Source organism: Serratia marcescens subsp. marcescens ATCC 13880, from assembly GCF_017299535.1.
In the GTDB taxonomy this organism is placed as follows: domain Bacteria; phylum Pseudomonadota; class Gammaproteobacteria; order Enterobacterales; family Enterobacteriaceae; genus Serratia; species Serratia marcescens.
On the sequence record NZ_CP071238.1, the window covers coordinates 1,683,965 to 1,710,492 of the forward strand.

Annotated in this window: 26 protein-coding genes; 15 read left to right on the forward strand and 11 right to left on the reverse strand. The window is 60.9% G+C overall.

The window, feature by feature from the left end:
* The first annotated feature begins 34 nt into the window (after positions 1-34).
* Positions 35-859: an SDR family oxidoreductase gene (locus J0F90_RS07970; protein ID WP_016928401.1), complete on the forward strand. Its 825-nt coding sequence runs from the start codon at positions 35-37 to the stop codon at positions 857-859.
* Positions 860-874: 15 nt separating this feature from the next.
* Here the strand turns inward: J0F90_RS07970 and J0F90_RS07975 are convergent, their stop codons facing one another.
* Positions 875-1,759, reverse strand: a complete 885-nt coding sequence (locus J0F90_RS07975) for a LysR family transcriptional regulator (protein WP_016928400.1) — start codon at positions 1,757-1,759, stop codon at positions 875-877.
* A 137-nt stretch (positions 1,760-1,896) separates the two neighbouring features.
* Here J0F90_RS07975 and J0F90_RS07980 point away from each other — a divergent pair, with 137 nt between their 5' ends.
* A complete protein-coding gene (locus J0F90_RS07980) occupies positions 1,897-3,087 on the forward strand; it encodes an MFS transporter (protein ID WP_033640852.1) in 1,191 nt (396 codons plus the stop codon).
* On the opposite strand, the gene J0F90_RS07985 is transcribed toward J0F90_RS07980, so the two are convergent.
* A complete protein-coding gene (locus J0F90_RS07985) occupies positions 3,078-3,983 on the reverse strand; it encodes a LysR family transcriptional regulator (RefSeq protein WP_016928398.1) in 906 nt (301 codons plus the stop codon). The two genes, J0F90_RS07980 and J0F90_RS07985, sit on opposite strands and share 10 nt — an antisense overlap.
* 249 nt (positions 3,984-4,232) lie before the next feature.
* On the opposite strand from J0F90_RS07985, the gene speB reads away from it, so the two are divergent.
* The 4 genes from speB to J0F90_RS08005 all read left to right on the forward strand — a co-directional run bounded on the left by speB (position 4,233) and on the right by J0F90_RS08005 (position 8,881).
* Entirely contained in the window at positions 4,233-5,165 is a 933-nt protein-coding gene (gene speB / locus J0F90_RS07990) for an agmatinase (protein ID WP_033640851.1), read from the forward strand.
* A 77-nt stretch (positions 5,166-5,242) separates the two neighbouring features.
* Positions 5,243-6,628: a sodium:solute symporter family protein gene (locus tag J0F90_RS07995; protein WP_033640850.1), complete on the forward strand. Its 1,386-nt coding sequence runs from the start codon at positions 5,243-5,245 to the stop codon at positions 6,626-6,628.
* A 16-nt stretch (positions 6,629-6,644) separates the two neighbouring features.
* Complete coding sequence (locus J0F90_RS08000) at positions 6,645-8,072, forward strand: purine-cytosine permease family protein (RefSeq protein ID WP_033640849.1); 1,428 nt, start codon at positions 6,645-6,647, stop codon at positions 8,070-8,072.
* A complete protein-coding gene (locus tag J0F90_RS08005) occupies positions 8,069-8,881 on the forward strand; it encodes a nitrilase-related carbon-nitrogen hydrolase (protein WP_033640848.1) in 813 nt (270 codons plus the stop codon). Before J0F90_RS08000 ends, J0F90_RS08005 begins: the two co-directional genes overlap by 4 nt.
* Before the next feature lie 74 nt (positions 8,882-8,955).
* Here the strand turns inward: J0F90_RS08005 and J0F90_RS08010 are convergent, their stop codons facing one another.
* Positions 8,956-9,939, reverse strand: a complete 984-nt coding sequence (locus tag J0F90_RS08010; RefSeq protein WP_033640847.1) for a magnesium and cobalt transport protein CorA — start codon at positions 9,937-9,939, stop codon at positions 8,956-8,958.
* Between the two features lie 11 nt (positions 9,940-9,950).
* Positions 9,951-10,370, reverse strand: a complete 420-nt coding sequence (locus J0F90_RS08015) for a GNAT family N-acetyltransferase (RefSeq protein ID WP_016928392.1) — start codon at positions 10,368-10,370, stop codon at positions 9,951-9,953.
* Between the two features lie 131 nt (positions 10,371-10,501).
* On the opposite strand from J0F90_RS08015, the gene J0F90_RS08020 reads away from it, so the two are divergent.
* Positions 10,502-11,602 (forward strand): PQQ-dependent sugar dehydrogenase, encoded by a 1,101-nt coding sequence (locus J0F90_RS08020; RefSeq protein ID WP_033640846.1) that lies wholly within the window; start codon positions 10,502-10,504, stop codon positions 11,600-11,602.
* Between the two features lie 13 nt (positions 11,603-11,615).
* On the opposite strand, the gene J0F90_RS08025 is transcribed toward J0F90_RS08020, so the two are convergent.
* Together J0F90_RS08025 and J0F90_RS08030 are read right to left on the reverse strand one after the other, a co-directional pair.
* Positions 11,616-12,236: a glutathione S-transferase family protein gene (locus J0F90_RS08025; protein WP_033640845.1), complete on the reverse strand. Its 621-nt coding sequence runs from the start codon at positions 12,234-12,236 to the stop codon at positions 11,616-11,618.
* A gap of 89 nt (positions 12,237-12,325) precedes the next feature.
* The gene (locus J0F90_RS08030; protein WP_016928389.1) at positions 12,326-12,982 is read right to left on the reverse strand and encodes an HAD family hydrolase; all 657 of its coding nucleotides are present in this window, start codon (positions 12,980-12,982) and stop codon (positions 12,326-12,328) included.
* 107 nt (positions 12,983-13,089) lie between these two features.
* Between J0F90_RS08030 and J0F90_RS08035 the strand changes: the two genes are divergently transcribed.
* Together J0F90_RS08035 and J0F90_RS08040 are read left to right on the forward strand one after the other, a co-directional pair.
* Entirely contained in the window at positions 13,090-13,326 is a 237-nt protein-coding gene (locus tag J0F90_RS08035) for a hypothetical protein (protein WP_100225598.1), read from the forward strand.
* The gene (locus J0F90_RS08040) at positions 13,271-14,293 is read left to right on the forward strand and encodes an isopenicillin N synthase family dioxygenase (protein WP_033640844.1); all 1,023 of its coding nucleotides are present in this window, start codon (positions 13,271-13,273) and stop codon (positions 14,291-14,293) included. Before J0F90_RS08035 ends, J0F90_RS08040 begins: the two co-directional genes overlap by 56 nt.
* A gap of 59 nt (positions 14,294-14,352) precedes the next feature.
* Here the strand turns inward: J0F90_RS08040 and J0F90_RS08045 are convergent, their stop codons facing one another.
* Together J0F90_RS08045 and J0F90_RS08050 are read right to left on the reverse strand one after the other, a co-directional pair.
* On the reverse strand, positions 14,353-15,498 hold the full coding sequence (locus J0F90_RS08045; protein WP_033640843.1) for a trans-sulfuration enzyme family protein: 1,146 nt from the start codon (positions 15,496-15,498) through the stop codon (positions 14,353-14,355).
* 12 nt (positions 15,499-15,510) lie between these two features.
* On the reverse strand, positions 15,511-16,878 hold the full coding sequence (locus J0F90_RS08050; RefSeq protein WP_033640842.1) for a pyridoxal-phosphate dependent enzyme: 1,368 nt from the start codon (positions 16,876-16,878) through the stop codon (positions 15,511-15,513).
* A gap of 467 nt (positions 16,879-17,345) precedes the next feature.
* On the opposite strand from J0F90_RS08050, the gene J0F90_RS08055 reads away from it, so the two are divergent.
* Entirely contained in the window at positions 17,346-18,551 is a 1,206-nt protein-coding gene (locus J0F90_RS08055) for a serine hydrolase (protein ID WP_015377270.1), read from the forward strand.
* A 94-nt stretch (positions 18,552-18,645) separates the two neighbouring features.
* On the opposite strand, the gene J0F90_RS08060 is transcribed toward J0F90_RS08055, so the two are convergent.
* The 3 genes from J0F90_RS08060 to J0F90_RS08070 all read right to left on the reverse strand — a co-directional run bounded on the left by J0F90_RS08060 (position 18,646) and on the right by J0F90_RS08070 (position 20,536).
* Positions 18,646-19,137, reverse strand: a complete 492-nt coding sequence (locus tag J0F90_RS08060; protein WP_227944624.1) for a fimbrial protein — start codon at positions 19,135-19,137, stop codon at positions 18,646-18,648.
* Between the two features lie 19 nt (positions 19,138-19,156).
* Complete coding sequence (locus J0F90_RS08065) at positions 19,157-20,002, reverse strand: fimbrial protein (RefSeq protein ID WP_151261897.1); 846 nt, start codon at positions 20,000-20,002, stop codon at positions 19,157-19,159.
* 204 nt (positions 20,003-20,206) lie between these two features.
* Positions 20,207-20,536 carry a hypothetical protein gene (locus tag J0F90_RS08070; protein WP_016928383.1) on the reverse strand — a complete coding sequence of 110 codons (330 nt, stop codon included), beginning with the start codon at positions 20,534-20,536 and terminating at the stop codon, positions 20,207-20,209.
* A gap of 664 nt (positions 20,537-21,200) precedes the next feature.
* On the opposite strand from J0F90_RS08070, the gene J0F90_RS08075 reads away from it, so the two are divergent.
* The 5 genes from J0F90_RS08075 (at position 21,201) to J0F90_RS08095 (ending at position 26,483) form a co-directional block, all read left to right on the forward strand.
* The gene (locus tag J0F90_RS08075; RefSeq protein WP_004938731.1) at positions 21,201-21,722 is read left to right on the forward strand and encodes a fimbrial protein; all 522 of its coding nucleotides are present in this window, start codon (positions 21,201-21,203) and stop codon (positions 21,720-21,722) included.
* Positions 21,723-21,800: 78 nt separating this feature from the next.
* Positions 21,801-22,337, forward strand: coding sequence for a fimbrial protein (locus tag J0F90_RS08080; protein ID WP_016928382.1), 537 nt, complete (start codon positions 21,801-21,803; stop codon positions 22,335-22,337).
* A gap of 46 nt (positions 22,338-22,383) precedes the next feature.
* Positions 22,384-24,927: an outer membrane usher protein gene (locus J0F90_RS08085; protein ID WP_080286926.1), complete on the forward strand. Its 2,544-nt coding sequence runs from the start codon at positions 22,384-22,386 to the stop codon at positions 24,925-24,927.
* Between the two features lie 81 nt (positions 24,928-25,008).
* Positions 25,009-25,773 carry a fimbria/pilus periplasmic chaperone gene (locus J0F90_RS08090; RefSeq protein ID WP_079451001.1) on the forward strand — a complete coding sequence of 255 codons (765 nt, stop codon included), beginning with the start codon at positions 25,009-25,011 and terminating at the stop codon, positions 25,771-25,773.
* A gap of 71 nt (positions 25,774-25,844) precedes the next feature.
* Positions 25,845-26,483 carry a fimbrial protein gene (locus J0F90_RS08095; protein WP_033640839.1) on the forward strand — a complete coding sequence of 213 codons (639 nt, stop codon included), beginning with the start codon at positions 25,845-25,847 and terminating at the stop codon, positions 26,481-26,483.
* The last annotated feature ends 45 nt before the right edge of the window (positions 26,484-26,528 follow it).

The following is a 26,528-nucleotide window of genomic DNA, read 5'->3' on the forward strand; positions in this document are numbered from 1 at the left end:
GGTAGGGCGCTGCGATCTTCAGGAGAGGAAGAGGATGAAAAAGGTAGCCATTATTGGTTTGGGTTGGCTGGGCATGCCGTTGGCGCTGTCGCTGATGGGGCGCGGGTATGACGTGGTCGGCAGCAAAACCACGCCGGACGGCGTCGAGGCCGCGCGCATGAGCGGCATCGAATGCTACCAACTGGAGCTGACGCCGGAGCTGGTGTGCGATCCGGACGATCTGGAATCGCTGCTGCGTGTGGATGCGCTGGTGGTGACACTGCCCGCTCGCCGCACCGTCGAAGGCAGCGAAAACTATTTCAATGCGGTGCGCATGCTGGTGGACAGCGCGATGGCCTTTGGCGTGCCGCGGGTGATCTTCACCAGTTCCACCTCGGTGTACGGCGAAACCGCCGGCACGCTGCGCGAAGAGTCGCCGCTGCGGCCGGTCTCGCCGTCGGGCCGGGTGTTGGCCGAGCTCGAACGTTGGCTGCATGAATTGCCGAATACCTCGGTGGACATTCTGCGCCTGGCGGGGCTGGTGGGCGCCGATCGTCACCCCGGCCGCTTCCTGGCGGGAAAACTCGACGTGAAGGGCGGTTCGCAGGGGGTAAATCTGGTGCACCAGGACGACGTCATCGCCGCCATCCAACTGTTGCTGAAGCTGCCGAAGGGAGGCCACGTGTACAACCTGTGCGCGCCGCGTCATCCGGCCAAACGCGAATTTTATCCGGCGCTGGCCGAGCAGTTGCACCTGGAGCCGCCGCAGTTCGCCGACGAGGCGGAGCAGGATGAGCGACTGGTGGACGGCAACCGCATCTGCAACGAGCTGGGTTTCGAGTACCAGCATCCCGATCCGGCGCGCATGCCGGTCAGTTAAGACGGTATATGTCGTTTAAAGCGGGAACAGATGGCTCGTCACAAAGTCGACGAACAGCCTGATTTTGACTGACAGGTGGCGGCCCGACGGCCAGAGGACATGAAAGACCATGTTCTCGCGGTGGTATTCATCCAAAACCGTCACCAGGCTGCCCTGTTCCAGCTGTCTGCGCACGGCGATCTCCGGCAAATAAGCGATGCCCAGCCCTTGTTCGGCGAAGCATACCTGCGGATCGAGGGTATTTGTCACCATGCTGGCCGGCCGTTCGGGGAGCATCTCCGTCTTGTCCCCCAGCGGCCAGATATCCAGTTTGCCGGTGCTGGGAAAGCGATAATGCAAACGGGCATGGCTTGTCAGATCTTCTGGCTTGCGCGGCATACCCGCTTTGCTGAAATAACCCGGCGCGCCAACGAAAACCTTGCGGCAGGTACCCAGCCGGCGGGCAACCAGCCGTGAGTCACTCGGGGTTCCGCTGCGGATAACGGCATCGAAACCTTCCTCAATCACGTCAACCAGCCGATCCGAATAATCAATATCCAGCTCGATCTCAGGATAGCGGCGCTTGAAGTCTCCCAGTTTTGGCATGAAGAGCGTGCCCAGCGACGGGAGGCTGATGCGCAGCTTGCCCTGAGGCGTTCCCCGCGTTTGCAACAGCTCGGCTTCCGCCTCTTTCACCTCACTCAAAATGCGCCGACACCTTTCCAGGAACAAGGCCCCTTCCGGCGTCAGGTTGACCGTGCGGGTGGAACGGTGAAACAGGCGCACGCTGAGCCGTTCCTCCAGCCGGGCGATGGTTTTGCTGACCGCCGAGGCGGAGATCCCCAGCTGTTGCCCGGCCGCCGTGAAACTGCGGCTTTCACTGACCCGGACGAAAACGTCGAGAGAACCCAAGCTTTCCATAGGCTTCCATTCTATTGATGACTTTTGAGTCATGAGTGTTGTTCACTTTAGCCTATTTTTCTTTTATCGGCGAGTGGGCAGCATGATGCAACCGTCATCCGCGATGGGCGGAAACATCTTTGAATGGGGAGTGATTGATGAATCAAACGACGATATCTGCGCCTGCCGGGAGCATCGAGCGGTTGCCGCTGGGCGGCCTGCTGGCATTGGCGATGGCCGCTTTCATCACGCTGCTGACCGAGATCATGCCGGCGGGCGTGCTTTCTTCGATCGCGGGCGATTTGAACGTGTCTGAAAGCCTGGCGGGGCAATTCATCACCGCCTATGCGGTGGGCGCGTTGGTCGCCGCCATTCCGCTGACCGCATTAACGCAAGGCATGCGGCGCCGCCCCTTGCTGTTGAGCGCGATCTGCGGTTTTGCCATCGTCAACCTCGTCACGGCGCTGTCGCATGATTACCATGTCTCATTGGCGACGCGTTTTTTCGCCGGCGTTTTCGGCGGCATCGTTTGGTCTTTGCTGGCCGGTTACGCCGTGCGCATGTCACCGGCTCATCTTGGCGGCCGCGCTATTGCGATCTCCGGCGCCGGCGCCACCCTGGCGTTGGTGCTCGGCGTACCGCTTGGCACGTTGCTTGGGCGAGCCATCGGTTGGCAGGGCGCCTTTGGCCTGATGACGTTGATGGCGCTCGCGCTCGTGGCGTGGATCATCGCCATTGTGCCGGATTTCCCCGGCCAGGCTAAGGCGCATCGCCCGTCTCTGAGCGGCGTCTTCTTGCAGTGCGGGATCCGCGCCGTGCTGTTCGTGGTGTTCACCTTCATCGTTGCCCACAACATTCTGTATATCTACCTGGAGCCTTTCCTCAAGCCGTCGGGGTTATCCGAGCGGGTCGATATCGTTCTGTTTATCTTCGGGCTGGGCGCGATTGCCGGATTAGGCATTGCCGGGATGCTGGTCGATCGGCGAGTCCAATCTCTTACGGTGATGAGTATCGTCATCTTTGCTCTCGCCGCCGTGCTGCTGGGGAGTGGGGGACGGGCGGCCCCGATTGTCTATCTCTCCGTCGCATTGTGGGGCGTGGCTTTCGGCGGTTTCGCCACCCTCACGCAGACGGCATTGTCACGGCTTTCCGGCCGCGCGGCCGACGTGGCGCAGTCCATGTATACGACGGGCTGGAATACCGCCGTGGCCGCCGGTGGCGCGGTCGGCGGCATGGTGCTCGACAGGGGCGGGACGGCCTCTTTCGCCTGGGCCATCATCGGGTTCCTCGTCCTGTCTTTAACCGGCACGCTGTTTGCCATGAATCGGGCGCTGGCCTCTCAGCGATGAGGTGATGGGCGTGCGGCGCGCGCCAAATCCTCCAGCAGCGCGTTCAACGCCTCGTCGGGCTGCACGGGGCGGCTGACCAGGCTGAGCGTGGCGCGGTAAGAGAGCGCCGCGCCGCCCAACTGCCGCAGCAGCCCCTGTTCCACCCAGCGCGCCGCGTAGTGGGTGGGCAGATAGCCAAGACAGGTGCCGCTCAGCACCAGATGGGCGACGCTTTCCATATGGTGAGCCACCGCCGCCAGATGCGGCGGCGCGATCGGGCACAGCTGCTGCGCCAGCAGGTAGCCGCGCTTGACCCAGCGCGCGTTTTCAATCTGCTCGCGCTCCGGTTCTTCCACCGCGAACAGCGGGTGATCCTCACTGCAATAGATCGCCTGCGTCTCCTCCAGCCACGGCTGATAACGCAACGCTTCCAGCTGTTGGCCGAAGTAGCCGATGCCCAGATCGAGCTGCCGGTGCAGCAGCCCTTGCTCAATCTCGTTCGGCGAACAGATGCGGCACTGCAATTGCACGTCCTGATGTCGGCGCTGGAAGTGTTTGATGGCCTGGCTGAACGGATTGCCCGGCAGCGAAACCAGGTTATCCACCAGACCGATTTGCAGATCGCCGGTCAGCAGGCCGTTCAGCGACTGGCTGACCCGGGTGAAGTCGCGGGCGGCGTTGAACAGCGAGCGGCAGGCGATCAGCATGCGTTCGCCCTTGGGCGTCAGCCGGAAGCCGGAGCGCCCGCGCTGACACAGGCGAAAACCCAGCCGGGTTTCCAACGAGGCCAGATGGGTGCTGATGGTGGATTGGTTCATCAGCAGCGCTTCCTGCGCGGCGCTGACGCCCTGGGCTTCCGCCACTGCGACGAACACCCGCAGCAGTTTCAGATCGATATCGCTTAGGTTGGTGAGCATCGCCCCCTCCGCAGAACGTCGGCCGGTTAACCCATTTTTAACATCGAAGAAATAGGTGCGGCGCTGAAGATATGGCCTTCCTTATGGCATGAATTTTAAATAAAAATCAATACTTCAATAAGTTAGTTGCATCGCGTTTTTCGATGTTTACATGCAAAAGCGGGAATGGTAGCCGAGGTGGCCAACGGGGTAGCCTGCGAATGTTGCTCAAATGTTTCAATCCATCGCAGATAAAGACAAGGAAACGCCATGCTGAACCAACCCCAAAGCGGTAACGATATGCCGCGTTTTGCCGGCCTCCCCACCATGATGCGCCTGCCCGCGGCCGAACAGGCGCGCGGTCTGGACGCCGCCTTCGTCGGCGTTCCGCTCGATATCGGCACCTCCAACCGCAGCGGCACTCGCTATGGCCCGCGCCAGATCCGCCAGGAATCGGTGATGATCCGCCCCTACAACATGGGCACCGGCTCTGCGCCGTTCGAACGGCTGCAGGTGGCCGATCTGGGGGATGTCGCCATCAACCCCTACAGCCTGGCGGACAGCGTGCAGCGCATCGAGGCGGCTTACCACGAGATCCTGGCGCACGGTTGCACGCCGTTGACGCTCGGCGGCGATCACACCCTGACGCTGCCGGTGCTGCGCGCCATTGCCCGTCGTCATGGTCCGGTCGGGCTGATCCACGTCGATGCGCATTCCGATACCAACGAGGAGATGTTCGGCGAACAACTGGCGCACGGCACCACTTTCCGCCGCGCGTTCGAGGAGGGGCTGCTGACGCCGGAAAAGGTGGTGCAGATTGGCCTGCGCGGCAGTGGCTATGCGGCGGACGACTTCGACTGGTCACGCCGTCAGGGCTTTCGTGTGGTGCCGGCCGAGGCCTGCTGGCACCGGTCGCTGACGCCGCTGATGGCGGAGATCCGAGAGCAGATGGGCGAAGCGCCGGTTTATCTCAGTTTCGATATCGACGGGCTGGATCCGGCCTTCGCACCGGGCACCGGCACGCCGGAGGTCGGCGGGCTGTCGGTTTGGCAAGGTCTGGAGATCGTGCGCGGCTGCCGTGGGCTGAACCTGGTCGGTGGCGACGTGGTGGAAGTGTCGCCGCCTTACGATCGCTCCGGCAACACCGCGCTGCTGGCCGCCAACCTGCTGTTTGAAATGTTGTGCGTGCTGCCGGCCCGTTGAGGCCGGCGCACTGACTCTACCGGCGGAGCGGTTGCGTCGGGGCCCCTGATAACAATAACTACGGAGTGGAGGTACCCATGAATCTCGATCTGCTGGTCGTGGTGTTTTACTTTCTGGTGATAGGCGCGGTGGGATGGATGGGCATTCGCCGCGCCAATTCCAAAGAGGCGTATCTGGTGGCCGGGCGCAACCTGGGGCCGGGGCTGTATCTGGGCACGCTGTCGGCGGTGGTGCTCGGCGGCGCGTCGACCATCGGCAGCGTCAAACTCGGTTACACCTACGGTATCTCCGGCGTCTGGCTGTGCGGCGCGTTGGGGATGGGCATCGTGGTGCTGAGCCTGGTGCTGGCCAAGCCGCTGCTCAAGCTGAAGCTGTATACCGTCAGCCAGGTGCTGTCGCGGCGCTATCACCCGGCGGCGCGGGTCACCAGCGGCGCGATCATGCTGGCGTATGACCTGATGGTGGCGGTGACCTCGATCATCGCCATCGGCAGCGTGATGCAGGTGATGTTCGGCCTGTCGTTCAGCGCATCCATCCTGCTCGGCGGCGGGCTGGTGGTGCTGTATTCGACGCTGGGCGGCATGTGGTCGCTGACGCTGACCGACATCATTCAGTTCATCATCATGACCGTCGGCATGATGCTGGTGCTGATGCCGATGAGCATCGTCAAGGCCGGCGGCTGGGAGGCGTTCACCAGCCTGCTGCCCGCCGGTTACTACCAACTGTCGTCGATCGGGCTGGACACCATTCTGGTGTTCTTCCTGATCTACTTCTTCGGCATTCTGATCGGCCAGGACATCTGGCAGCGGGTGTTCACCGCCCGCAGCGCCAACGTGGCGCGCTTCGCCGGGCTGGGGGCGGGCGTCTATTGCGTGCTGTACGGCGTGACGGGCGCGCTGATCGGCATGGCCGGCAAGATCGTGCTGCCGTCGCTCAGCAACACCGACGGCGCCTTCGCCGCCATCGCGCAGGCGGTGTTGCCGGTCGGCGTCAGCGGGCTGGTGGCCGCCGCGGCCCTGGCGGCGCTGATGTCCACCGCCAGCGCTTGTTTGCTGGCGTCTTCGACCATCGCGCTGGAGGACGTGCTGCCGGCCATCCGCCGTAAACCTTCCGGCGGGCTGGCCGCCGGGCGCTTCACCACGCTTTTCATGGGCGCGGTCATGCTGGGGCTGGCGTTTGTGGTGCGCGACGTGCTGGCGGCGCTGACGCTGGCTTACAACCTGTTGGTGGGCGGCATGCTGATCCCGCTGGTGGGGGCGATCTTCTGGCCGCGCGCGACCAGCGCCGGGGCCATCGCCAGCATGCTGACCGGCAGCCTGTGCGTGGTGGGGCTGATGATCTGGCACGGCATCGACGCCAACAGCCCGATCTACGGCGGTCTGCTGGGCGGCGGCGTCGCCTTCGTGTTGGGCAGCTTGCTGAGCCGCCCGGCAGCGCAGCTGCAGCCGCAAACCGAGCGTTGAAAGGACGAGGTGGGACATGAACAATCGCAATGTGGCGCCACGCCCCAAAATTGAAGTGCGCTCGATAGACTATGTGCCCCGTCACGAGCGGCATGGCAAGGTTTGGCATCAGGCGCCGTTTTGGTTTACCGGTAATTTCGTTTTGACGACGATGGTGGTCGGTTTCACCGGCCCGGCGTTGGGGTTGGGCGCGCTTTATTCGATGCTGGCCATTGCCGTCGGCGTGGGGTTCGGCACGTTCTTCATGGCGTGTCATGCCAATCAGGGGCCGCGCATGGGGCTGCCGCAGATGATCCAGTCGCGGGCCCAATTCGGCCTGCGTGGCGCCATCGTCCCCTTTGCCGCCGTGGTGTTTGTTTACATCGGTTTCAACGTGTTCAACGTTATTCTCGCGACCGATGCGATCAACACGGTGTTGCCGGGGCACCGTCTGCCTTGGTATGCGTTGCTGATCGCGGTGGCCGTGCTGTTGGCGATCGTCGGCCACGATATGCTGCATGCGGTGCAGCGCTGGCTGACCTATGTGATGATGGCGGTGTTCGGTGTGCTGACGGTCGGCGCCGTGTTGTCGCTGCGGATGGACGCCGTTGTCGGCGCCGGGCATTTCTCGTGGGCGGCCTTTTTGATTCAGCTGTCGGCCGCCGCCGGCTATCAAATCAGCTACGCAGTGTACGTTTCCGACTACTCGCGTTATTTACCGCATGAAACGCCGTCTGCCAACGTGATCTTTTGGACCTACCTGGGGGCGGCCGGATCGGCGCTTTGGCTGATGTCGCTGGGCGCGTTTCTGGCTTCAACCTTACCGGCCCCCGATGCGATCGGCAGCGTACAGGCGGTGGGGAATGCCGTCTATCCTGGGTTTGGCACGTTGGCTGTGCTGATCGCCGTGCCCTCGCTGGTCGGTATCATGGCGGTCAACTGTTATGGCGCGATGCTGACCAGCCTCAGCGCGATTGACGCATTCCGTAAAGTGACGCCGACGTTAAAATTACGCATGACCGGCATTGGCGTCGTCGCTATGACGGTGTTTGCGGTGGCGTTGGCCATCCCGGCGAGCTATCTCGCCAGCTTCAATACCTTCGTGCTGCTGATGCTGTATTTCCTGGTGCCTTGGACGGCGGTGAACCTGATGGACTTTTACGTGGTGCGCGGCGGGCATTACGCGATTGGTGAAATCTTCAACCCGGCGGGGATCTACGGCCGCTGGGGCGGCTCCGGTCTGACGGCCTACGCGATCGGCCTGCTGGCGATGGTGCCGTTCATGACGTTGGGCTTTTACACCGGTCCCTTTGCTGTTTTACTGGGCGGCGCGGATATCGCTTTTCTGATCGGCCTGCTGGTGGCCGGGAGCGTTTATGTCGTAATGTGCCGGAAGCTCGATCTCGAAGCCGAACGGCGGGTGGCGTTGCGCTGCGAGGGGTTATTGGAAGGAGAACAGGAGTGAAGGAAAAAATCAGCGTCGCATGCTGCCAGTTAGCGTTGCGGGTAGGGGAAGCGGATCACAATCGGGCGCTGTCCGCCCAGGCTATTCGCCGGGCGGCGCAGCGCGGCGCCAACGTCATCGTGTTGCCGGAGTTGGTGAACAGCGGCTACGTGCTGCGCGATAAGGCGGAGGCGCTGGCGTTGGCCGAAGCCGAGGACGGGCCTAGCCTCAGCTTGTGGGGGGCCCTGGCGCGCGAGTTGGATGTGGCGATCGTCGCCGGTTTCTGCGAGCGGCTGCCCGATGGCGGGGTGGCCAACAGCGCGGCGTTGATCGATGCGCAGGGCGTGAGGGCGATTTACCGCAAGGCCCACCTGTGGCATGAGGAGAGCACGATCTTTACCCCTGGCGATCGGCCGCCGCCGGTCGTCGAGACGCGCTTTGGTCGGTTGGCGGTGATGATCTGCTACGATCTTGAATTCCCCGAATGGGTGCGGCTGCCGGCGCTGGCCGGCGCTCAGCTGCTGTGCGCACCGGTCAACTGGCCGCTGGCGCCGCGCCCACAGGGCGAACGGCCGGCGGAGATGGTGAAGGCGCAGGCCAACGCCGCCGTCAATCGGCTGTTCATCGCGGTGTGCGATCGTTGCGAAACGGAACGCGGCGTTGCGTGGATCGGCGGATCGGTGATCGTCGACGCCGATGGCTATCCGTTGACGCAGAGCCTGACAGGCGAAGGCATGGTGCTGGCATCGATGGATATCGGCGAGGCCGATGACAAACACATCGGCCGCCACAATCACGTGCATCGCGATCGGCGGCCGATGCTGTATTGAAGCGGCGGGTCTGTCGGCGGATCCGGCTGCCCCGCCGATCGTTTCTCCGGCGGGAAAATCCGCCGTTTTGGCGCTTACAGCCAGCCCGATTTCTTCAGCTTCTGATACAGGAAAATACAGCCGACGGCGGTCGCCCCCAGCGTGGCGTGATAGGCCCATGGGAATTTCAACTCCGGCATGTCGGCGAAGTTCATGCCGTACAGGCTGAAGATCACCGTCGGGATGGCCAAAATCGCCCCCCAACCCGCCAGCCGTTTCACCACTTCGTTTTGTTTGACCGTCACCAGCGCCAGGTTGACGTGCATGGCGTTGGTCAGCATTTCGCGCATGTCGTCGATGTTGCTGACCACCTGATGCGCGTGATCCTGCACGTCGCGCACGTAGGCGCGCAGCTCTTTCGGGATCACCTCTTCGTGCAGGCGGATCAGCTGGTTGCAGATTTCATCCATCGGCAGCGCGGCGTTGCGCAGCGCCAACAGGTGGCGGCGCAGGGTATAGACGTTCTCGATCGCCGCCTGATCGAACTCCGACTGAAACATGTTGGCTTCGATGTTCTCGATGGTGCTCTCGAAGCGCGTCACCACGCTGCGGTAGTTATCCACCACGAAGTCCAACACCGAATAGAGGGCGAAGCCCGGCCCGCGGCACATCTGCTTGTGGTTCTCTTCCGCTTTGGCGCGGATCGGCGCGTAACTGGGCGAGGCGCCGTGGCGCACCGTCACCAGAAAGTTTTTGCCGACGAAGAAGTGGGTTTCTCCGTATTCGATTTCGTCGTGCTCGCCCCACTGGGCGGTTTTCACCACGATGAACAGCGAGTCGCCGTAGGTCTCCAGCTTCGGCCGCTGGTGCGCGCACAGCGCGTCTTCGATCGCCAAATCGTGCAGGCCGAACTCCTCCTGCACCTTGCGCATAAACGCCGGCTCCGGCTGCCGCAACCCCAGCCAGACGAAGGTGTCCGGCTGTTTGACCACCTCGCTGATATCGTCGATGGTCACTTCGCCCAGCCGTTGGCCGGCTTTGTACGCCACACAGTTCACCACCATGCTTTTGTTGTCCATCTGTCCATCCATCAATCAGTCAGGGTTTTGGTAAGAAAATAGCACTCGTGTTCCACCGGATACTCTTTCAGCGTCATTTGCAACTGATAGCCGAGCTTTTCGTAGAACGGCCGCGCCTGGAAGCTGAAGGTGTCGAGACGGGCGTAGCGGCAGCCGCGCGCCTGCGCCTCGTGCTCGGCGGCGCGCATCAGCCGGCCGCCGAGGCCGCTGCCGCGCTGGGTATCCGCCACCCACAGCCACTCGACGCTCAGCCAGTTGCCCCAGGTTTCGGCGGTCAGGCCGCCGATCACCGTGCCGGCTTCGTCGCGCGCATAGACGCTGAGCGGCTTGCGGTGGCTGGCGTCGATATGCGGCAGGTTGTAAGCGCGCAGGCCTTGCCTGATCGCATCGAGGGTATGTTCGTCAATCGCGTCGGTAACGGTAATGTCCATTTTTCCTCCTGGGTTATGGATTAACTTAAGCACACTGCGGCTAAAAGGCAACCCGTTGAAATGTAATGTAAACACCCATTCCGATGGGCTGGACTACACTAAACGGGTCATTTCATCTTCAGGAGGACGCCATGCCCCGATTGACTCTGCTGGCCGGTTTGCTGCTGTGCAGCGGCCTGCTGCACGCCGCGCCGACGGTCAGCCAATTGCAGGACGGCCTGGAACACCCGTGGTCGCTGGCCTTCTTGCCGGCGGAACAAGGCCTGCTTATCACCGAACGGCCCGGCCGGCTGCGGCTGTGGCAGCAAGGCAAAGGCCTGTCGCCGCCGATCGCCGGCGTGCCGCAGGTCTACGCCGAAGGACAGGGCGGCCTGCTGGAGGTGTTGCCGGCGCCCGACTTCGTCGCCAGCCGCCGGGTGTACCTGAGCTTCGCCGAATCGGGCGAGGGCGGCAAAGCCGGTACGGCGGTCGGCTATGGCCGCCTGAGTGACGACGGCGCGCGGCTGGAAAACTTTAAGGTGATCTTCCGTCAGCAGCCCAAGCTGTCGGTCGGCAATCACTTTGGCGGCAAGCTGGCGTTCGATCGGCAGGGCTACCTGTTTATCGCGCTGGGCGAAAACAACCAGCGGCCGACGGCGCAGGAGACCGACAAGCTGCAGGGCAAGCTGGTGCGGCTGACCGCCGAGGGCACGATACCACCTGATAATCCCTGGGTCGGCCAGGCAGGTAAACGCCCGGAGGTCTGGTCTTACGGCCACCGTAATCCCCAGGGGCTGGCGCTGAACCCGTGGAGCGGCGCGATCTGGGAACACGAGCACGGCCCGCGCGGCGGCGATGAACTCAATATCCCGCTGCCGGGTAAAAACTACGGCTGGCCGCTGGCCACCTACGGCATCAACTATTCCGGCCAGCCGATCCCGGAGGCCAAAGGGGAGCGGGTGCCCGGCACCGAACAACCGCTGCACTATTGGCGAGTCTCACCTGGCCTCAGCGGCATGGCGTTCTATGATGGGCAGCGCTTCCCCGCCTGGCGGCATTCGCTGTTCATCGGCGCGCTGGCGCAAAAGGCACTGATTCGCCTGACGCTGGAGGGTGACAAAGTGGTGGCGGAAGAGCGGCTGCTGGGCGATCGCGGCGAACGCATCCGCGAGGTGCGCAGCGGGCCGGATGGCTATTTGTATCTGCTGACGGACGAACGGGACGGCAAGCTGCTGAAGGTCGGGGCGTCGTAACGCCCCGCACGCGTCAGGTGAGCTCGCTCATCACGCCGCGTTGATAGGCCGGGCGAGCGCGCAGCTGCTGATACCAGCGCTCCATGTTCGGCCGCGGGCGGCGGGCGATCGGCATCTCGAACCAGCCGTAGGCGAAGCTGCCGAGCGGGATATCGCCGAAGCCGAATGCGTCGCCGGAGAGGTAAGGCTGGTGCGCCAGCGTCTGTTCAATGACGTCGAAGTGTTTTTCCAGCGTGGCGATCGCCGCTTCGATTTTCGCCATGTCGCGCTGCTCCGGCGCGGTGCGGATCAGGCCCCAAAAGACGATGGTGAAGGCCGGAACGATAGTCGAGGTGGTCCAGTCCATCCATTTCTCGGCGGCGGCGCGCGCCTGCAGATCTTGCGGATAGAACGCCGCGTCGCCGAATTTCGCCGCCAGGTAGCGCACGATGGTGTTGGACTCCCACAGCACGAAGTCATCGTCCTGCAGCAGCGGCACCAGGCCGTTCGGGTTCAACGCGCGGTAACTCTCTTCGTTGACCTTGCCGAACGCGCCGCCGGCGTTGATGTGGGTATAGCTCAGCCCCAGTTCGGCGGCGCACCACAGCACCTTCCTGACGTTGTTCGAATTCTCACGACCCCAAATGGTCAGCATGGGATAACTCCGTTAGCGGATTAAAGACCCTTAATACCTACGCCACAATGCGCTTTTTGTCACACCGCAGGGCATTTTTTGTCTGCCGATCAACGCTCCCAGCGGCACACTTCCCAGCCGCGCTCCGCCGCCAGCGCGCTCAACTCGCTGTCGGGGTTGATCACCGTGGCGCTGTCGACGAATTGCAGCATCGCCTTGTCGTTGAGGGAGTCGCTGTAGCCGTGGCTGTGCTCGAATTTCAGGTGCGGATGCTGCGCCAGCCAGTGCTGCAGGCGGATCACCTTGCCCTGTTGGTAGGTCATGGTGCCGTAGGTGTGGCCGGTGAAGCGGCCGTCGCTGATTTCCACGCCGATCGCCAGCGCATCGTCGGCGCCGAGCTGTTCGGCGATCGGCGCCACCAGGTGTTCGCCGGTGGCGGAGATCACCAGGATGCAGTCGCCGCGTTCGCGGTGCCACTGCAGGCGTTCACGGGCGGCGGGATAGACGCGCGGCAGGATGTCGCGCCGGATGTAGCGTTGCACCCAGCCGGCCACGGTTTGCACGCTCAGGCCGGTCAGCGGCGCCAGCGTGGCCTGCATGTAGTCCTCCATCGACAGCTTGCCCTGATAATAGAGCTGCATCAGCTGCTGCTCCTGCAGTTCCAGCTCCGCCGGCGCGAAGCCCTGGCCGACCAGCCAGCGGATCCACAGGCTGGCGCTGTCATCGTCAATCAGGGTTTCATCCAGGTCGAATAAGGCTAAATCCATCAGTATTTCTCCGGCAGGCAGGGTATGAGGTTGTTTACAGGATAGCGGATAGCGCACGTCGCCAGCCAGCGGCGTCGGCGAAATTGCGCAGAGCATAAGAAACATTGATGACGGTTTTGCGACAGTTTGTTGAACGTTTGCATAACTTAGAACGCAACAATATTGGCCGTCCCGGCGAGCGCGATGGTAACTATGGGGCAAATGCAGCTACCCGCCAGGGAGTGACAATGTTGATTATTCGCCTGTACGGCAGCCCGATCGTGATCGGGGAAGAAGAGGAACCGCATGATGACGCACCTGACGACGCTGAAGACGTTGCCGCTGCTGGATCTTTCGCAGCTTGACGGCGATGCGCGCCAGCGGCGCGCCTTTCTCGACGATTTGCGCGCGGCGGCCCGCGACGTCGGTTTTTTCTATCTGCGCGGGCACGGCGTAGGCGGCGCGTTGAATGCGCGACTGCAGCACGCCGCGCGGCAATTTTTCGCCCTGCCGGAAGCCGACAAACTGGCGGTGCAGATGGTGCATTCGCCGCACTTTCGCGGTTACAACCGGGCGGCGGCGGAGCTCACGCGCGGGCAGCCTGACTGGCGCGAACAGTTCGATATCGGCGCCGAACGCCCGGCGCTGACGCTGGCTGATGACACGCCGCGCTGGGCGCGTCTGCAGGGGCCAAATCAGTGGCCGGCGGCGCTGCCGGCGCTGAAACCGCTGCTGCTGGAGTGGCAACAGGCGATGACCGCCATGTCGCTGCGACTGCTGCGCGCTTTCGCTTTGGCGCTGTCGCTGCCGGAGCAGGCGTTCGATCGCTTGTACGGCGAGAAGCCCAACGAGCACATCAAACTGATCCGCTATCCGGGGCGGGACGCCACCGGCAGCGCACAGGGCGTCGGCGCGCACAAGGACTCCGGGTTTCTCAGCTTCCTGCTGCAGGACGCGCAAAAAGGGCTGCAGGTGGAGGTGAGCGAAGGGCGGTGGATCGACGCCCAACCGCGTGAAGACACTTTCGTGGTGAACATCGGCGAGCTGCTGGAACTGGCGACCAACGGCTATCTGCGCGCCACGGTGCACCGGGTGGAAACGCCGCCGGCGGGGCGCGACAGGCTGTCGATCGCGTTCTTCCTCGGCGCACGGCTGGACGCGGTGGTGCCGCTGTATCAATTGCCGCCGCAGTTGGCGGCGCAGGCGCGCGGCCCGGCCAGCGATCCGCTCAACCCGCTGCTGCGCGACGTGGGGTATAACTACCTGAAAGGCCGCATCCGCTCCCATCCCGATGTGGCGCACCGTTTTTATCAGGACGTCATCGGCGTCTGAACGCCGGGCGTAAAAAAGCCCGGCGCGTCGGCCGGGCTGATCGTGCGCTGATGCGGCGATTATTCCGCCAGCGCCTGCTGCAGATCGGCGATCAGATCTTCCACATCCTCTATCCCTACCGACAGGCGCACCAGCTGCGGCGTGATGCCGGTTGCCAGGCGCTGTTCCAGCGGAATGGAGGCGTGCGTCATGCTGAACGGCTGGCTGATCAGGCTTTCCACGCCGCCCAGGCTTTCCGCCAGGGTGAACAGGCGCGAACGCTGGATGACCCGGCGCGCATAGGCGTCGTCGCCTTTCAACCGTACCGAGATCATACCGCCGAAGCGCGTCATCTGGCGTGCCGCCAGCGCATGCTGCGGATGGCTCGGCAGGCCGGGGTAGTAGACGTTTTCCACCTGCGGCTGGCTCTCCAGCCACTGGGCGATGCGCAGCGCGCTGTCGCTGTGGCGCTGCATGCGCAGGGCCAGAGTGCGAATGCCGCGCAGCGTCAGGAAGCTGCTGAACGGATCGAGAATGCCGCCGACCGCGTTTTGCAGGAAACCGAGCTGTTCCGCCAGCGCCGGGTTATCCCCCACTGCCGCGACGCCGGCCACCACATCGGAGTGGCCGTTAAGGTATTTGGTGGCGGAGTGCACCACCACGTCAAAACCCAGTTCCAGGGGACGTTGCAGATACGGCGAGGCGAAGGTGTTGTCCGCCACGCTGATGAGCTGATGCTTTTTGGCGATCGCGGCGATGGCGCTCAGATCCGCCAGCTTGAGCAGCGGGTTGGTCGGCGTTTCGACCCAGATCATTTTGGTATCCGGCTCGATCGCCTGTTCCAGCCCGGCGAGATCCGCCGGCGCCACGTAGGTGACGCGCAGGCCGGCGGTGCGGCTGCGCACTTTTTCCAGCAGGCGATAGGTGCCGCCGTACAGGTCGTCCACCGCGATCAGGTGGCTGTCTTTATCGAGCAGCTCCAGCACCGTGGAGCAGGCCGCCAGGCCGGAGGCGAAGGCGTAGCCGCGGCTGCCGCCTTCCAGTTCGGCGATGGCGCTTTCCAGCGCGGTGCGCGTCGGGTTGGCGCTGCGGGAATATTCATAGCCGGTATGTTCGCCCGGCGCCGGTTGGGCGTAGGTGGAGGTGGCGTAAATCGCCGGCATCACTGCGCCGGTCGCGTCCGGGGTGTAACCGGCGTGAACGGTCAACGTATCAAACTTGGCCATAATGGGTCCTTATTAACGTAATTTTTGGCGCCAGGCGTTAAGCACGTCTGTGCGGGTAATCAGGCCGAGGAAGCGCTCGCCGTCGAGCACCACCGCGACGTGGCCATGGTTGAAGGTGGCCTGTAATTCCTCGTAGCCGGCTTCCTTTTGCAGCGTATGGACCTGTTTGGTCATCGCGCTGCCGGCCGTCAGGCTGAAGTGGGTGGCATCGGCCTGGACGGCGTTCAGCAGATCCCACTCATCGATCAGACCGACCACCCGATCGCCTTCCAGCACCGGCAGCTGAGAGATGTCGTACAGCCGCATGCGGGCGTGTACGATCGCCAACGTATCGTCCGGCGCGGCGGAAACGGCGGCGCCTTCGTCGTGGCGGTAGGCGATCAGATCGCGCAGATCGCCGTGCTGCGGTTTGCTCAGCAGACCCTGTTCCAGCATCCAGTGGTCGTTATACATTTTAGACAGGTATTTGTTGCCGCTGTCGCAGACGAAGGTCACCACCCGCTTGGGTTCGGTTTGCGCGCGGCAATAACGCAATGCGGCGGCCAGCAGGGTGCCGGTGGAGGAGCCCGCCAGCACGCCTTCCTTGCGCAGCAGCTCGCGCGCGGTGGTGAAGGCTTCGGCGTCGCCGATGCGGTAAGCATTGCGGACCTGGTCAAAGTCGCTGAGCGGCGGGACGAAGTCTTCGCCGATGCCTTCCACCAGCCAACTGCCCGCTTCGCCGATGTGGCCGTTGTCGAGATAGTCCGCCAGGATAGAGCCGGCAGGGTCGGCCAGCACGAATTCCGTCTGCGGCGAAACCTCGGCGAAATAGTGGCTCAGCCCGCCCAGCGTGCCGCCGGAGCCGACGCCGACCACGATGGCGTCCACGTCATGCTCCATTTGCCGCCACAGTTCGGGCGCGGTGGTGGTGGTATGGGCCGCCGGGTTGGCCGGGTTGTTGAACTGATCGATATAAAAGGCACCGGGGATCTCCCCGGCCAGGCGTTTAGCGTAATCCTGATAGTAAGCCGGGTGCCCTTTGCCGACGTCCGAGCGGGTCAGCAGCACTTCCACGCCCAGCGCGCGCAGGTGGAAGATCTTCTCGCGGCTCATCTTGTCCGGCACCACCAACAGCAGCTTATAGCCTTTCAGCGCCGCCACCAGCGCCAACCCCAGGCCGGTATTGCCGGCGGTGGCTTCGATGATAGTGCCGCCCGGCTGCAGTTTGCCGTCGCGCTCGGCCTGTTCGATCATCGACAGCGCCACGCGGTCTTTGATCGAACCGCCGGGGTTTTGGTTCTCCAGCTTGACGAACAGCCGGCATGGGCCGGTATCGAACTGGGTCAGTTCCAGCATCGGGGTATTGCCAATCATCTCGATGACGGAATGGGGGATCGCCATGACTCATCTCCAGGATTATTCGGTATAAAAGTCTTTGTGCGGATGATAGCGCTGAGGATAAGCGCTTTAAAAAGAACAAATAACGGTTCTATATGCCATTATGGAATATATTAATCTTTTTTAGACGTATGGATGCGCAGATGTTTAGCGGTGCAGATGCTTGGCCGTGTAGCCGTGGGCGGATGCAAAAATGCGCGTCGCGATGCTTTTTTGAACGATAAGCGGGGGGCTGCGTACAGTTATGTAAAAATGCTGAAAATTCATGCTAAACCCTGCAAAAATAAGATAAATCACATAAACTCACAGCAAGGGCATTTTCGGTGCGTTGTGTTACCCGCTACGGGCGCCGCAAGGGGTTGCGGCCGGCACGCGCGCACCGGGCCACTCTCGCTGGTTGGCTTAAAACGTGAACATGTTTGAAAGTTAACGCTATTTCAATGGTTTTGAATGGACACTCTGGCGACGTCATGATGAAAAAAAACTTATCCACTTCCCTGAAAAAACTGACCTTCAGCGTAGGCATCCTGTTGCTGGCCGCCCCGGCCGTGCACGCGGCTGAGCCGCCGGCGCCGCCGCAGGTAGACGCCAAGGCCTTCATTCTGATGGACTACAACAGCGGCAAGGTGCTGACCGAAGGCAATGCCGACACCCGTCTCGATCCCGCCAGCCTGACCAAGATCATGTCCAGCTACGTGATCGGCCAGGCGATCAAGGCCGGCAAGATCAAGCCGGAAGACATGGTCACCGTCGGCAAAGACGCCTGGGCGCCGGGTAACCCGGCGCTGCGCGGTTCTTCGCTGATGTTTATCAAGCCCGGCGATCAGGTGCCGGTGCTGGAACTGAATAAAGGCATCGTGATCCAGTCTGGCAACGACGCCAGCATCGCGCTGGCGGACTACGTGGCGGGCAGCCAGGATTCGTTCGTCGGCCTGATGAACAACTACGCCAAATCTCTGGGGCTGCAGAATACCCACTTTCTGACGGTGCATGGTCTGGATGCGGAAGGGCAGTACAGCACCGCGCGCGACATGGCGCTGTTGAGTCAGGCGCTGATCCGCGACGTGCCGGACGAATACGCGCTGCATAAAGAGAAAGAGTTCACCTTCAACAAGATCCGCCAGATTAACCGCAACCGTCTGCTATGGAGCAGCAACCTGAACGTCGACGGCATCAAGACCGGCTACACCAGCGGCGCCGGTCACAACCTGGTGGCGTCCGCCACCGACGGCCCGATGCGTCTGATCTCGGTGGTGCTGGGCGCGCCGAGCGATCGCGTGCGCTTTAGCGAAAGCGAGAAGCTGTTGACCTGGGGCTTCCGCTTCTATGAAACCGCGACGCCGATCAAGGCCGATAAACCGTTCGTCACCCAGAAAGTGTGGTTCGGCGACGTCAGCGAAGTGCCGCTCGGCGTGGCGAAAGACGCCTCGGTCACCATTCCGAAAGGGCAGATGAAAAACCTGAAGGCCAGCTACAAGCTGACCCAACCGACGCTGGAAGCGCCGCTGGCGAAAAACCAGGTGGTCGGCACCATCGATTTCCAACTGGACGGCAAGACCATCGAGCAGCACCCGCTGGTGGCGATGCAAGAGGTGAAAGAGGGCAACTTCTTCAGCCGCATCTGGGATATGGTGATGATGAAGCTGAGCCAGTGGTTCGGCGGGATCTTCGGCTGAATGCTCTGACACCGCTGCCGCATCGTCGCGTGCGGCTCCTGAAAAAGCCGCAACCTTCCGTTGCGGCTTTTTCATTTTCAGCATCCGTGGCGTTTCAGAAATAGTCCACCAGCATGGTGGCTCCGCTGGAGAAGTCACCTTCCGCCAGGGTGACGGCGCTGTTTTTCACCGGCACCGCATCAAGCGTCGGCAGATTGGTATAGTCGATGTTCAGCGGCGTATTGATGGCGAAAGCCTTGCCGTTGGCCAGCAGTTTGATGCCCAGCCCATTGACGCTGCTGTTCAACACGCTGCTGTCAAAGGCCGCCGCGCTGCCCATGATCTTCATTTTCAACTGGCGGCTGTTATCCAGAAACTCACACTTGATGCTGTAATCGATGCGTTGCATATAGCGATTGCCGTCGATACGTTTGATGCCGACCTTGCCGAAGTCGATATCGATGGTGCGCCCGTCGTTGATCACGCAAGGCGGAGGCGCCACCACGGTGGCGGTGATACTGACCTTGGTGCCCTGGTCGGCGGCCTGGGGGGCGGCGCTGATCACACCCAGCGTAAACAGCAGAGCGCAGCGCGTTTTCCTCATCATGTTCATTCGGGTTCCCGTCTCAAGGTGCGCTGAAGATCAGCGTGGCCGAGCCTGACATCGGACCGGTGGCGATACTGGTGTAAGGCACATTGTTCTTCACTGGCACAAAGGTGACGGTGTCGTTGCCCAGCCCGTTGACGATGCGCGTTCTGAACGTATTGTTGGGTTTCACCACCGCGCCATTGTGCACCATGGCTACGCCGACATTAGGATTGGAGGTCTTGATGAAATCGCTGGAAAAGCCGCTGGCATCGCTGACCATGCGAACCAAAATGTCTTGTGTCGCGCTCTGATCGTCACACCGGTAGCTGAGCGCCTTGTCCTGTTTGAGTTGGGCGTCGCTGGCGCTCTGCGTGAGGAAGTCCTGGCGGATCTGCCCAAAGTCGACGTTAATCTGCTGGCCGTTGTTGATAGTGCAACTGGTGGTGACGAAGTAGGCGTCGTTGTCGGCGATCAGGCGCCACCGGTAAGGCCCACACTTTGGGCAACCTGACTGGTCATTTTTTTGTTCAAAGTTGATTTGGCCGATGACGTCGCCCTTGTTCACCTTGATATCCTGCGTCGGCGAACGGTTGAGCACGATGTAAACCCTGATGGAAATGCTGGCACTGTTTAGGCCGGTAATCGTCATCACCTGGATACCTGATTGGATCGGGGATAAGTAGTCGGTGCCGTTGATTGTCATGCCGTTGGCAAGCGTACCGAAAATGGCGGTGTTCATCGTCAACGCCGGGCTGCCGGTGAGTAAAATATCTTTCCAGCTGGCGACGTCGTTTTTACAGGTCACCTGGCTGACGTTGACGATTTCATTTTTCCCGATGGACAATTCAGGGCCTATCTTTACCCTGACGTCGACCGGCGTCATTGACCCCCCCTGACCAATGCTCCCGCCGTCGGAGGTTTTACAGGTAAATGCATTGGCGTTACCAATGAGTACGAAAAAAGATAATGCCAGGCAGTGTTGTAAAAATAGGATGGTTGTTTTTCTCACATTAATATCCCGATTATATAGTGTCATTTGGTTAGGTGCCGCCATGAAATAGGGCTAATTAGGCTGACTGTGCCGGCGTTATTCCGTTAAACGAGAATAAGGCGCATCTATTCCTGGTATTTCCTTGTTGCCAGCTGGCAGTAGGGCAGTGGGGTACCACCTCAACGAGTTGTTGATGGAGCCGTCTGTTACGAGCACTTCTTGTTTGGCGACGAGTTCCAACAGCAGTAGCCGGGCGCGGTAAACACCGACGTTGACGGCGTTGGCCAGTTGCCGGGTAGACAACCACAGATGCTGAGGTGGCAGTCCGGTGTCGGGACATTGACGGGGCGACTGCGCGAATAGTGTTTGCAGCAGATCGTGCTGCAATTGCCGTATTTCCTTTTGTTTTGGAGATAACGCTTCCATAGCACTTCCTCTGTATTCCGATTGCTGTATTCCTAAGAAAAAACAAAGTTTCACTGCCTACCAATAACGAGGTAAATCGCGAATCAAGAAAAATCCTATCTATTTATCAGGATTGAAAAAAAGGGGTTTCCCACTCCGTTCTTACCTGTTTGCAGGCTGGGGGAGTGTCACGCAGAAACCTAAAGTTTTGGTTTATTATATTCACAAAGAGCTGCTTTGCGATCTGATTAATTGTGAAACAGAGAAAAACAGGATATTGCACTATAAAAGTATTTTTTACGATCTATGAGCCTAAAAATAACACTAAATTAACTTTAATTAGGAAATAAATTGCGAATGTTCGTCTTGATCAAAAAAAGACTTTTTTTGCTGGTGGGCATTTGCCAGAATATTAATCGCCAGACAAGAAGGGCGAGTTAGAAAGTATTGGTCTCTGCTTGTTGTGATTTCGTTTATTTTTATATGACGAGTTCATTAATGGGCGGGCCGCTGCAGACTTGCCATTATCGACGTGTTTATTGTCGGTATTTTTGGGTTTTGGCAGTTAACCAACCAGCAAGATGCTAAAGAATCAGGGCTGCGCATATATAAGCGCGAGCAGATTTCCTGTTGCTCTTTTTCTTGATTGGAATATGCATTTTTTCTTATAAGGAATATAGGTTCTATGAAACTTAACAAAATCATGATGGCTGCAGTGATTGCATTTGGCGCAAGTTCTTTTGCACAGGCAGCCGATCAGGGACACGGTAAAGTGACCTTCACGGGTTCTATTATTGATGCGCCATGCTCTATTGCACCCGAGTCTATCGATCAGACCGTAGATCTGGGCCAGGTTTCTAACGTGGCGTTGAAAAACGGCGGCAAATCCAACCCGCGTCCGTTTGAAATCAAGCTGGAGCAGTGTGATACCACTACGCTGAAAACCGTTAAAACCACCTTCAGCGGCATTGCATCGTCAACCAACAAGGATCTGTTGGGTATCGCGGGGACCGCCAGCGGCGCCGGCGTAGCAATCACTTATGGCGGCCAGCCGATCAAACTGGGTCAGGCGACTGCGGCACAGACGCTGAATACTGGCAACAACAGCCTGAACTTCGCCGCTTACCTGCAGGGTGAAGGCGCTTCCGCAGCCATCGTTCCGGGCGATTTCACCGCCGTAGCCGACTTCACTCTGGCTTATCAGTAAGTGAGACAGCAGGCTTAATCAACCAGGCATGGGGTACGCCGCATGCCTGGTGACTCTCTGTGTCAAAGGAATGTCGCGATGTTTTTTTCAAGGAATCGAGCGGGTGCCGTTCTTTTGGCGTCGTTGGCGTTTGCGCCCGGCAGTGCAATTTCCGCCGCACAGGGGTGGGGCAAAGTCAGTATGCACGGCGCCATTATCGACACTGCCTGCGCCATTGCCGCCGGCAGCCGCGATCAGACTATCGATATGGACACGCTTCCTATCGGACAGATCATTCGTGACGGCCAGGGGATGACTAAACCTTTCAGTATTGAATTGGTTAATTGCATTTTGGAACGTCCGGAAAACAAGCCTGATTGGAAATTCTTTCAGGTCACGTTTGACGGTTTGGCGGAAGGCGTTTTGTTTGGCGTACAGGGTGATGCGCGCGGCATCGCATTGAAGATAAAAGACAGCCGCGGCAGGCCGGTTATTCCAGGGGAACCGTTGCCGATGGAGGGAATAATACCGGGGAGCCGAGTGCTGAATTATTCCATGACGTTAATGCCGAATCACCAGCCGTTGAAGGTGGGAGCGTATTTTTCCACAGTGCGTTTTAAGCTGGATTATTTTTGATTTTTTCTCGTACTGACGGTTAATTCGTTATTGAAAGGACTTTATTATGCTTTCACCGGCAGGGAAGTTATTTCGTCTTCAGGCCTTGGGGCTCTGTGTCGCCCTTTCTCTGGGAAATCCGATCGCGTTGGTTTATGCCGCCGACGTTATTCAATTCAATACTGACGTCTTGGACATCAACGATCGTAAAAATATCGATCTGAGCCAATTTACGCGCAGCGGCTACATCATGCCGGGCGTTTATACCATGGTGGTGCACGTCAATAAGAACGACCTGCCGGAACAGCCGGTGACGTTTATGGCGCCCGAGAACGATCCTAAAGGCAGCGAAGCCTGTCTTTCGCCGGAGTTGGTCAACCAACTGGGGCTGAAAGAAAAACTGTTGAGCACGCTGAACTGGACGCACGGCGGCCGTTGCCTTGAGGCCTCCAGCCTGGCTGGGATGGAGGCCCGCGGCGATCTTGCCAGCTCCTCGCTGTACCTCAATATTCCTCAGGCCTATCTGGAATACAGCTCGGAAAACTGGGACCCGCCTTCGCGCTGGGATGACGGTATTCCCGGGTTGCTGTTTGACTATAACGTCAATGCTCAAACGCAAAAACATCAGAAAGGCGGCAGCAGTTACAGCCTGAGCGGCAACGGCACCGGCGGCGCCAATCTGGGCGCCTGGCGTCTACGCGCCGATTGGCAGGCTAATCTCAACCATCAGACCGGTTCTTCTCAGTCGACCGACAAACAGTTCGACTGGAGCCGCTATTACGCCTATCGGGCTATTCCGGCGCTGCGCTCGCGGCTGACGATGGGGGAGGATTATCTGAACTCCGACATTTTCGACAGCCTGCGTTTTACCGGCGTCAGTCTGCGATCCGACGACAGCATGCTGCCGCCCAACCTGCGCGGCTATGCGCCGGAAGTGACGGGCGTGGCGAAAACCAACGCCAAGGTGGTGGTCAGCCAACAGGGGCGCGTGCTGTATGAGACGCAGGTGGCGGCGGGGCCATTCCGCATTCAGGACATCAACGACGCGGTTTCCGGCGAGCTGGACGTACGCGTCGAAGAGCAAGACGGCAGCGTGCAGGAGTTCAAGATGAACACCGCCAACATCCCTTATCTGACGCGACCGGGTACGGTGCGTTACAAGCTGGCGACGGGCAAGCCGTCGGAATGGGGGCATCACCTGCGCGGGCCGATGTTCGGCACCGGTGAGTTCTCCTGGGGCATCAGCAACGGCTGGTCGCTGTACGGCGGGGGCATCGCCGGCGGCGATTACAACGCGCTGTCGCTGGGGATCGGGCGCGATCTGATGGCGCTGGGGGCGTTGTCGTTCGATGCCACGCAGTCGCGTGCGCGCTTGCCGCAGGAGGGCGCTCTGACCGGCGGTTCGTACCGGTTGAGCTATTCGAAGAACTTCGACCAGTACGACAGCCAGATCACCTTCGCCGGCTACCGCTTCTCCCAGGAGGACTTCATGAGCATGGGGGACTACCTCGATGCGCGTTACGAAGGAGGACGCAGCGGCAAGAGCAAGGAAATGTACACCATCACCTTCAACAAACAGTTCCGCGATCTGGGGTTGAGCACCTATCTCAACTACAGCCACCAAACCTACTGGGATCGGGCGCCGAACGATCGTTACAACCTGATGGTATCGCGCTACTTCGATATCGGCGATTTCAAGAGCGTCAGCGTGTCGCTGTCGGCCTATCGCAACCGCTATAACGAACGCAATGACGACGGGATGTATCTGTCGCTGTCGCTGCCCTGGGGCAGCGCGGGCACGCTCAGTTACAACATGACGCTCGATCGCGAAGAGAACGCCCACCGGGTCGGTTACTACAACCGGGTCGATGAACACAACAACTATCAGATCAGCGCCGGCGCCGCACGCAGCGGGGCGACGGCCAGCGGCTATTACAGCCATCAGGGCGATATGGCGCAGATCAACGCCAACGCCAGCTACCAGGCCGGCCGCTATAGCGCCGTCGGCATCGGCGCGCAGGGCGGCCTGACGATGGCGGCGGAAGGGGCGGTGCTGCACCGTGTCAATACGCCGGGCGGCACACGCTTGCTGCTCGATACCGAAGGCGTCGCCGGCGTGCCGGTACGCGGCTACGGCAGTACGGTGCTGACCAACCGTTACGGCAAAGCGGTGGTGGCGGATGTAAACAGCTACTACCGCAATAAGGCCAGCATTGATCTCAACAGCCTGAGCGACAACGTCGAGGCGACGCGTTCCGTGGTGCAGGCCACGTTGACCGAGGGAGCCATCGGCTACCGCAAGTTTGAGGTGATTGCCGGCGAGAAGGCGATGGCGATCGTCAAACTGGCGGACGGCAGCGAGCCTCCATTCGGCGCCACGGTGTTGAATGCCCGTAAACAGGAGACCGGCATCATCAATGACGGCGGCAGCGTTTACCTGTCTGGCCTCAACCCCGGCGAGCGCATGAGCGTGCATTGGAACGGCGCGGCGCAGTGTGAAATCCAGCTGCCGGCGCCGTTGCCGGCCGAAATGCTGATGAACACGATGAACACGCTGCTGCTGCCTTGCCGTCCTCTTGCCGGCAACAAGCCGGCGGCTGACGCCAACTGACTTATACCCGGCGGAGTGCGCTCCGCCGCTAAACCGCCGGAGCGGGATTGCCCGCCTTCGGCCGACTGGAACCGTGAAGACATGATGAATCTGACTATGACCAGAAAGACCGTTTCCCTTGTGGGCCCGCTCGCCGCCGCATTGACGCTCGGCGCGGTCGGCCTGCCCGCTCATGCGGCTATCGCGCTGGATCGCACGCGCGTGATTTTCGACGGCGACCTGAAAACGGTCAGTCTCAACATCAGTAACCAGAACAAACAGTTGCCGTATCTGGCGCAGGGGTGGATCGAAGACGATCGCGGCAACAAAATCCAAAGCCCTTTCACCGTGTTGCCGCCGGTGCAGCGGGTGGAGCCGGGCAAACCGAGCCAGGTGAAGATCCAGTCGCTGCCGGCCGCGCGTCAGCTGCCGCAGGACAGGGAGACGCTGTATTACTTCAACCTGCGTGAAATCCCGCCGCGCAGCAACAAGCCGAATACGCTGCAGATAGCGTTGCAGACGCGCATCAAAATGTTTTATCGCCCGGCGGCGCTCGCCCCGAAGAAGAATGCGGCGCCGTGGCAGGAGCAGCTGACCCTGACCCGGCAGGGTGACAAGTACGTGGTGAACAACCCGACCCCGTATTACGTGACGATCGTTGAGGCGAGCGCCGGCAAGGGCGGGAAAGGGGCGGCGGGCTTTGAACCGTTGATGGTGGCGCCGAAGGCCAATGCCCCGCTGAACGTCTCCGCCGCGAGCCTCGGCAACGCGCCGTCGCTGGCGTACATCAACGATTACGGCGGGCGGCCGCAGTTGAACTTCCGCTGCGCCGGCAATGCCTGCCAGGCCGTGCCGGCCGCCAAATGACGAGCCGCGCGCAGGCAGGAAAGACAGAGTGAACACAGCGGAGTGAACGAATCATGCAACGAAAGATCCCCATGCTGTTGGGAAAGGCCTATGAGCGTCATCAGCGACGCACTATCGGCCTGACGGTATTGGCCGCGCTGATGGTGCCGCTGACGGCGGGCGCGATGCTGATGCTGATGCCGCCGGCCCGCGCGGTAGACAATTGGGACGTGGAGGGCGCGAACGGCACGCTCCACGTCTACGGCGCGTTGACGGAAAGCGCCTGCAGCCTGGAAATGACCACCGCTCGTCAGGAAGTGTGGTTGGGTGAGACGGGAACGGCGCACTTCCAGCGCCCGGGCGATCGCGGCACGCCGGTGGCGTTCGAGCTGACGCTGAAAGACTGTCTGCGGGCGCCGGCGAGCAACCGCGACGCCTGGACCGGAGTGCTGGCCTGGAGCGGCAGCCAGCCTGCGGTGTCCGTGGCGTTTGCCGCGCCGACGGATGACGACGCGCCGGGGTTGGTCAGGGTCGCCGGCGTTACCGGATTGGGGTTGCAGTTGGCAGATGCCACCGGCCTGCCAGTGCGCCTCGGCGCGCGTAACAAACCGGTATTGCTGACGCCGGGACAAAACACCCTGATGTACACGGTGACGCCGGTGCGCACCCCGGCGACGCTGAGCGCCGGCGCTTACCGTGCGGCGATCGATTTCCGGCTTTACTACGACTAATACGCCGCTTGCGCCCGGTCGGCGCAAGCGCAACCAAAGGGAGTG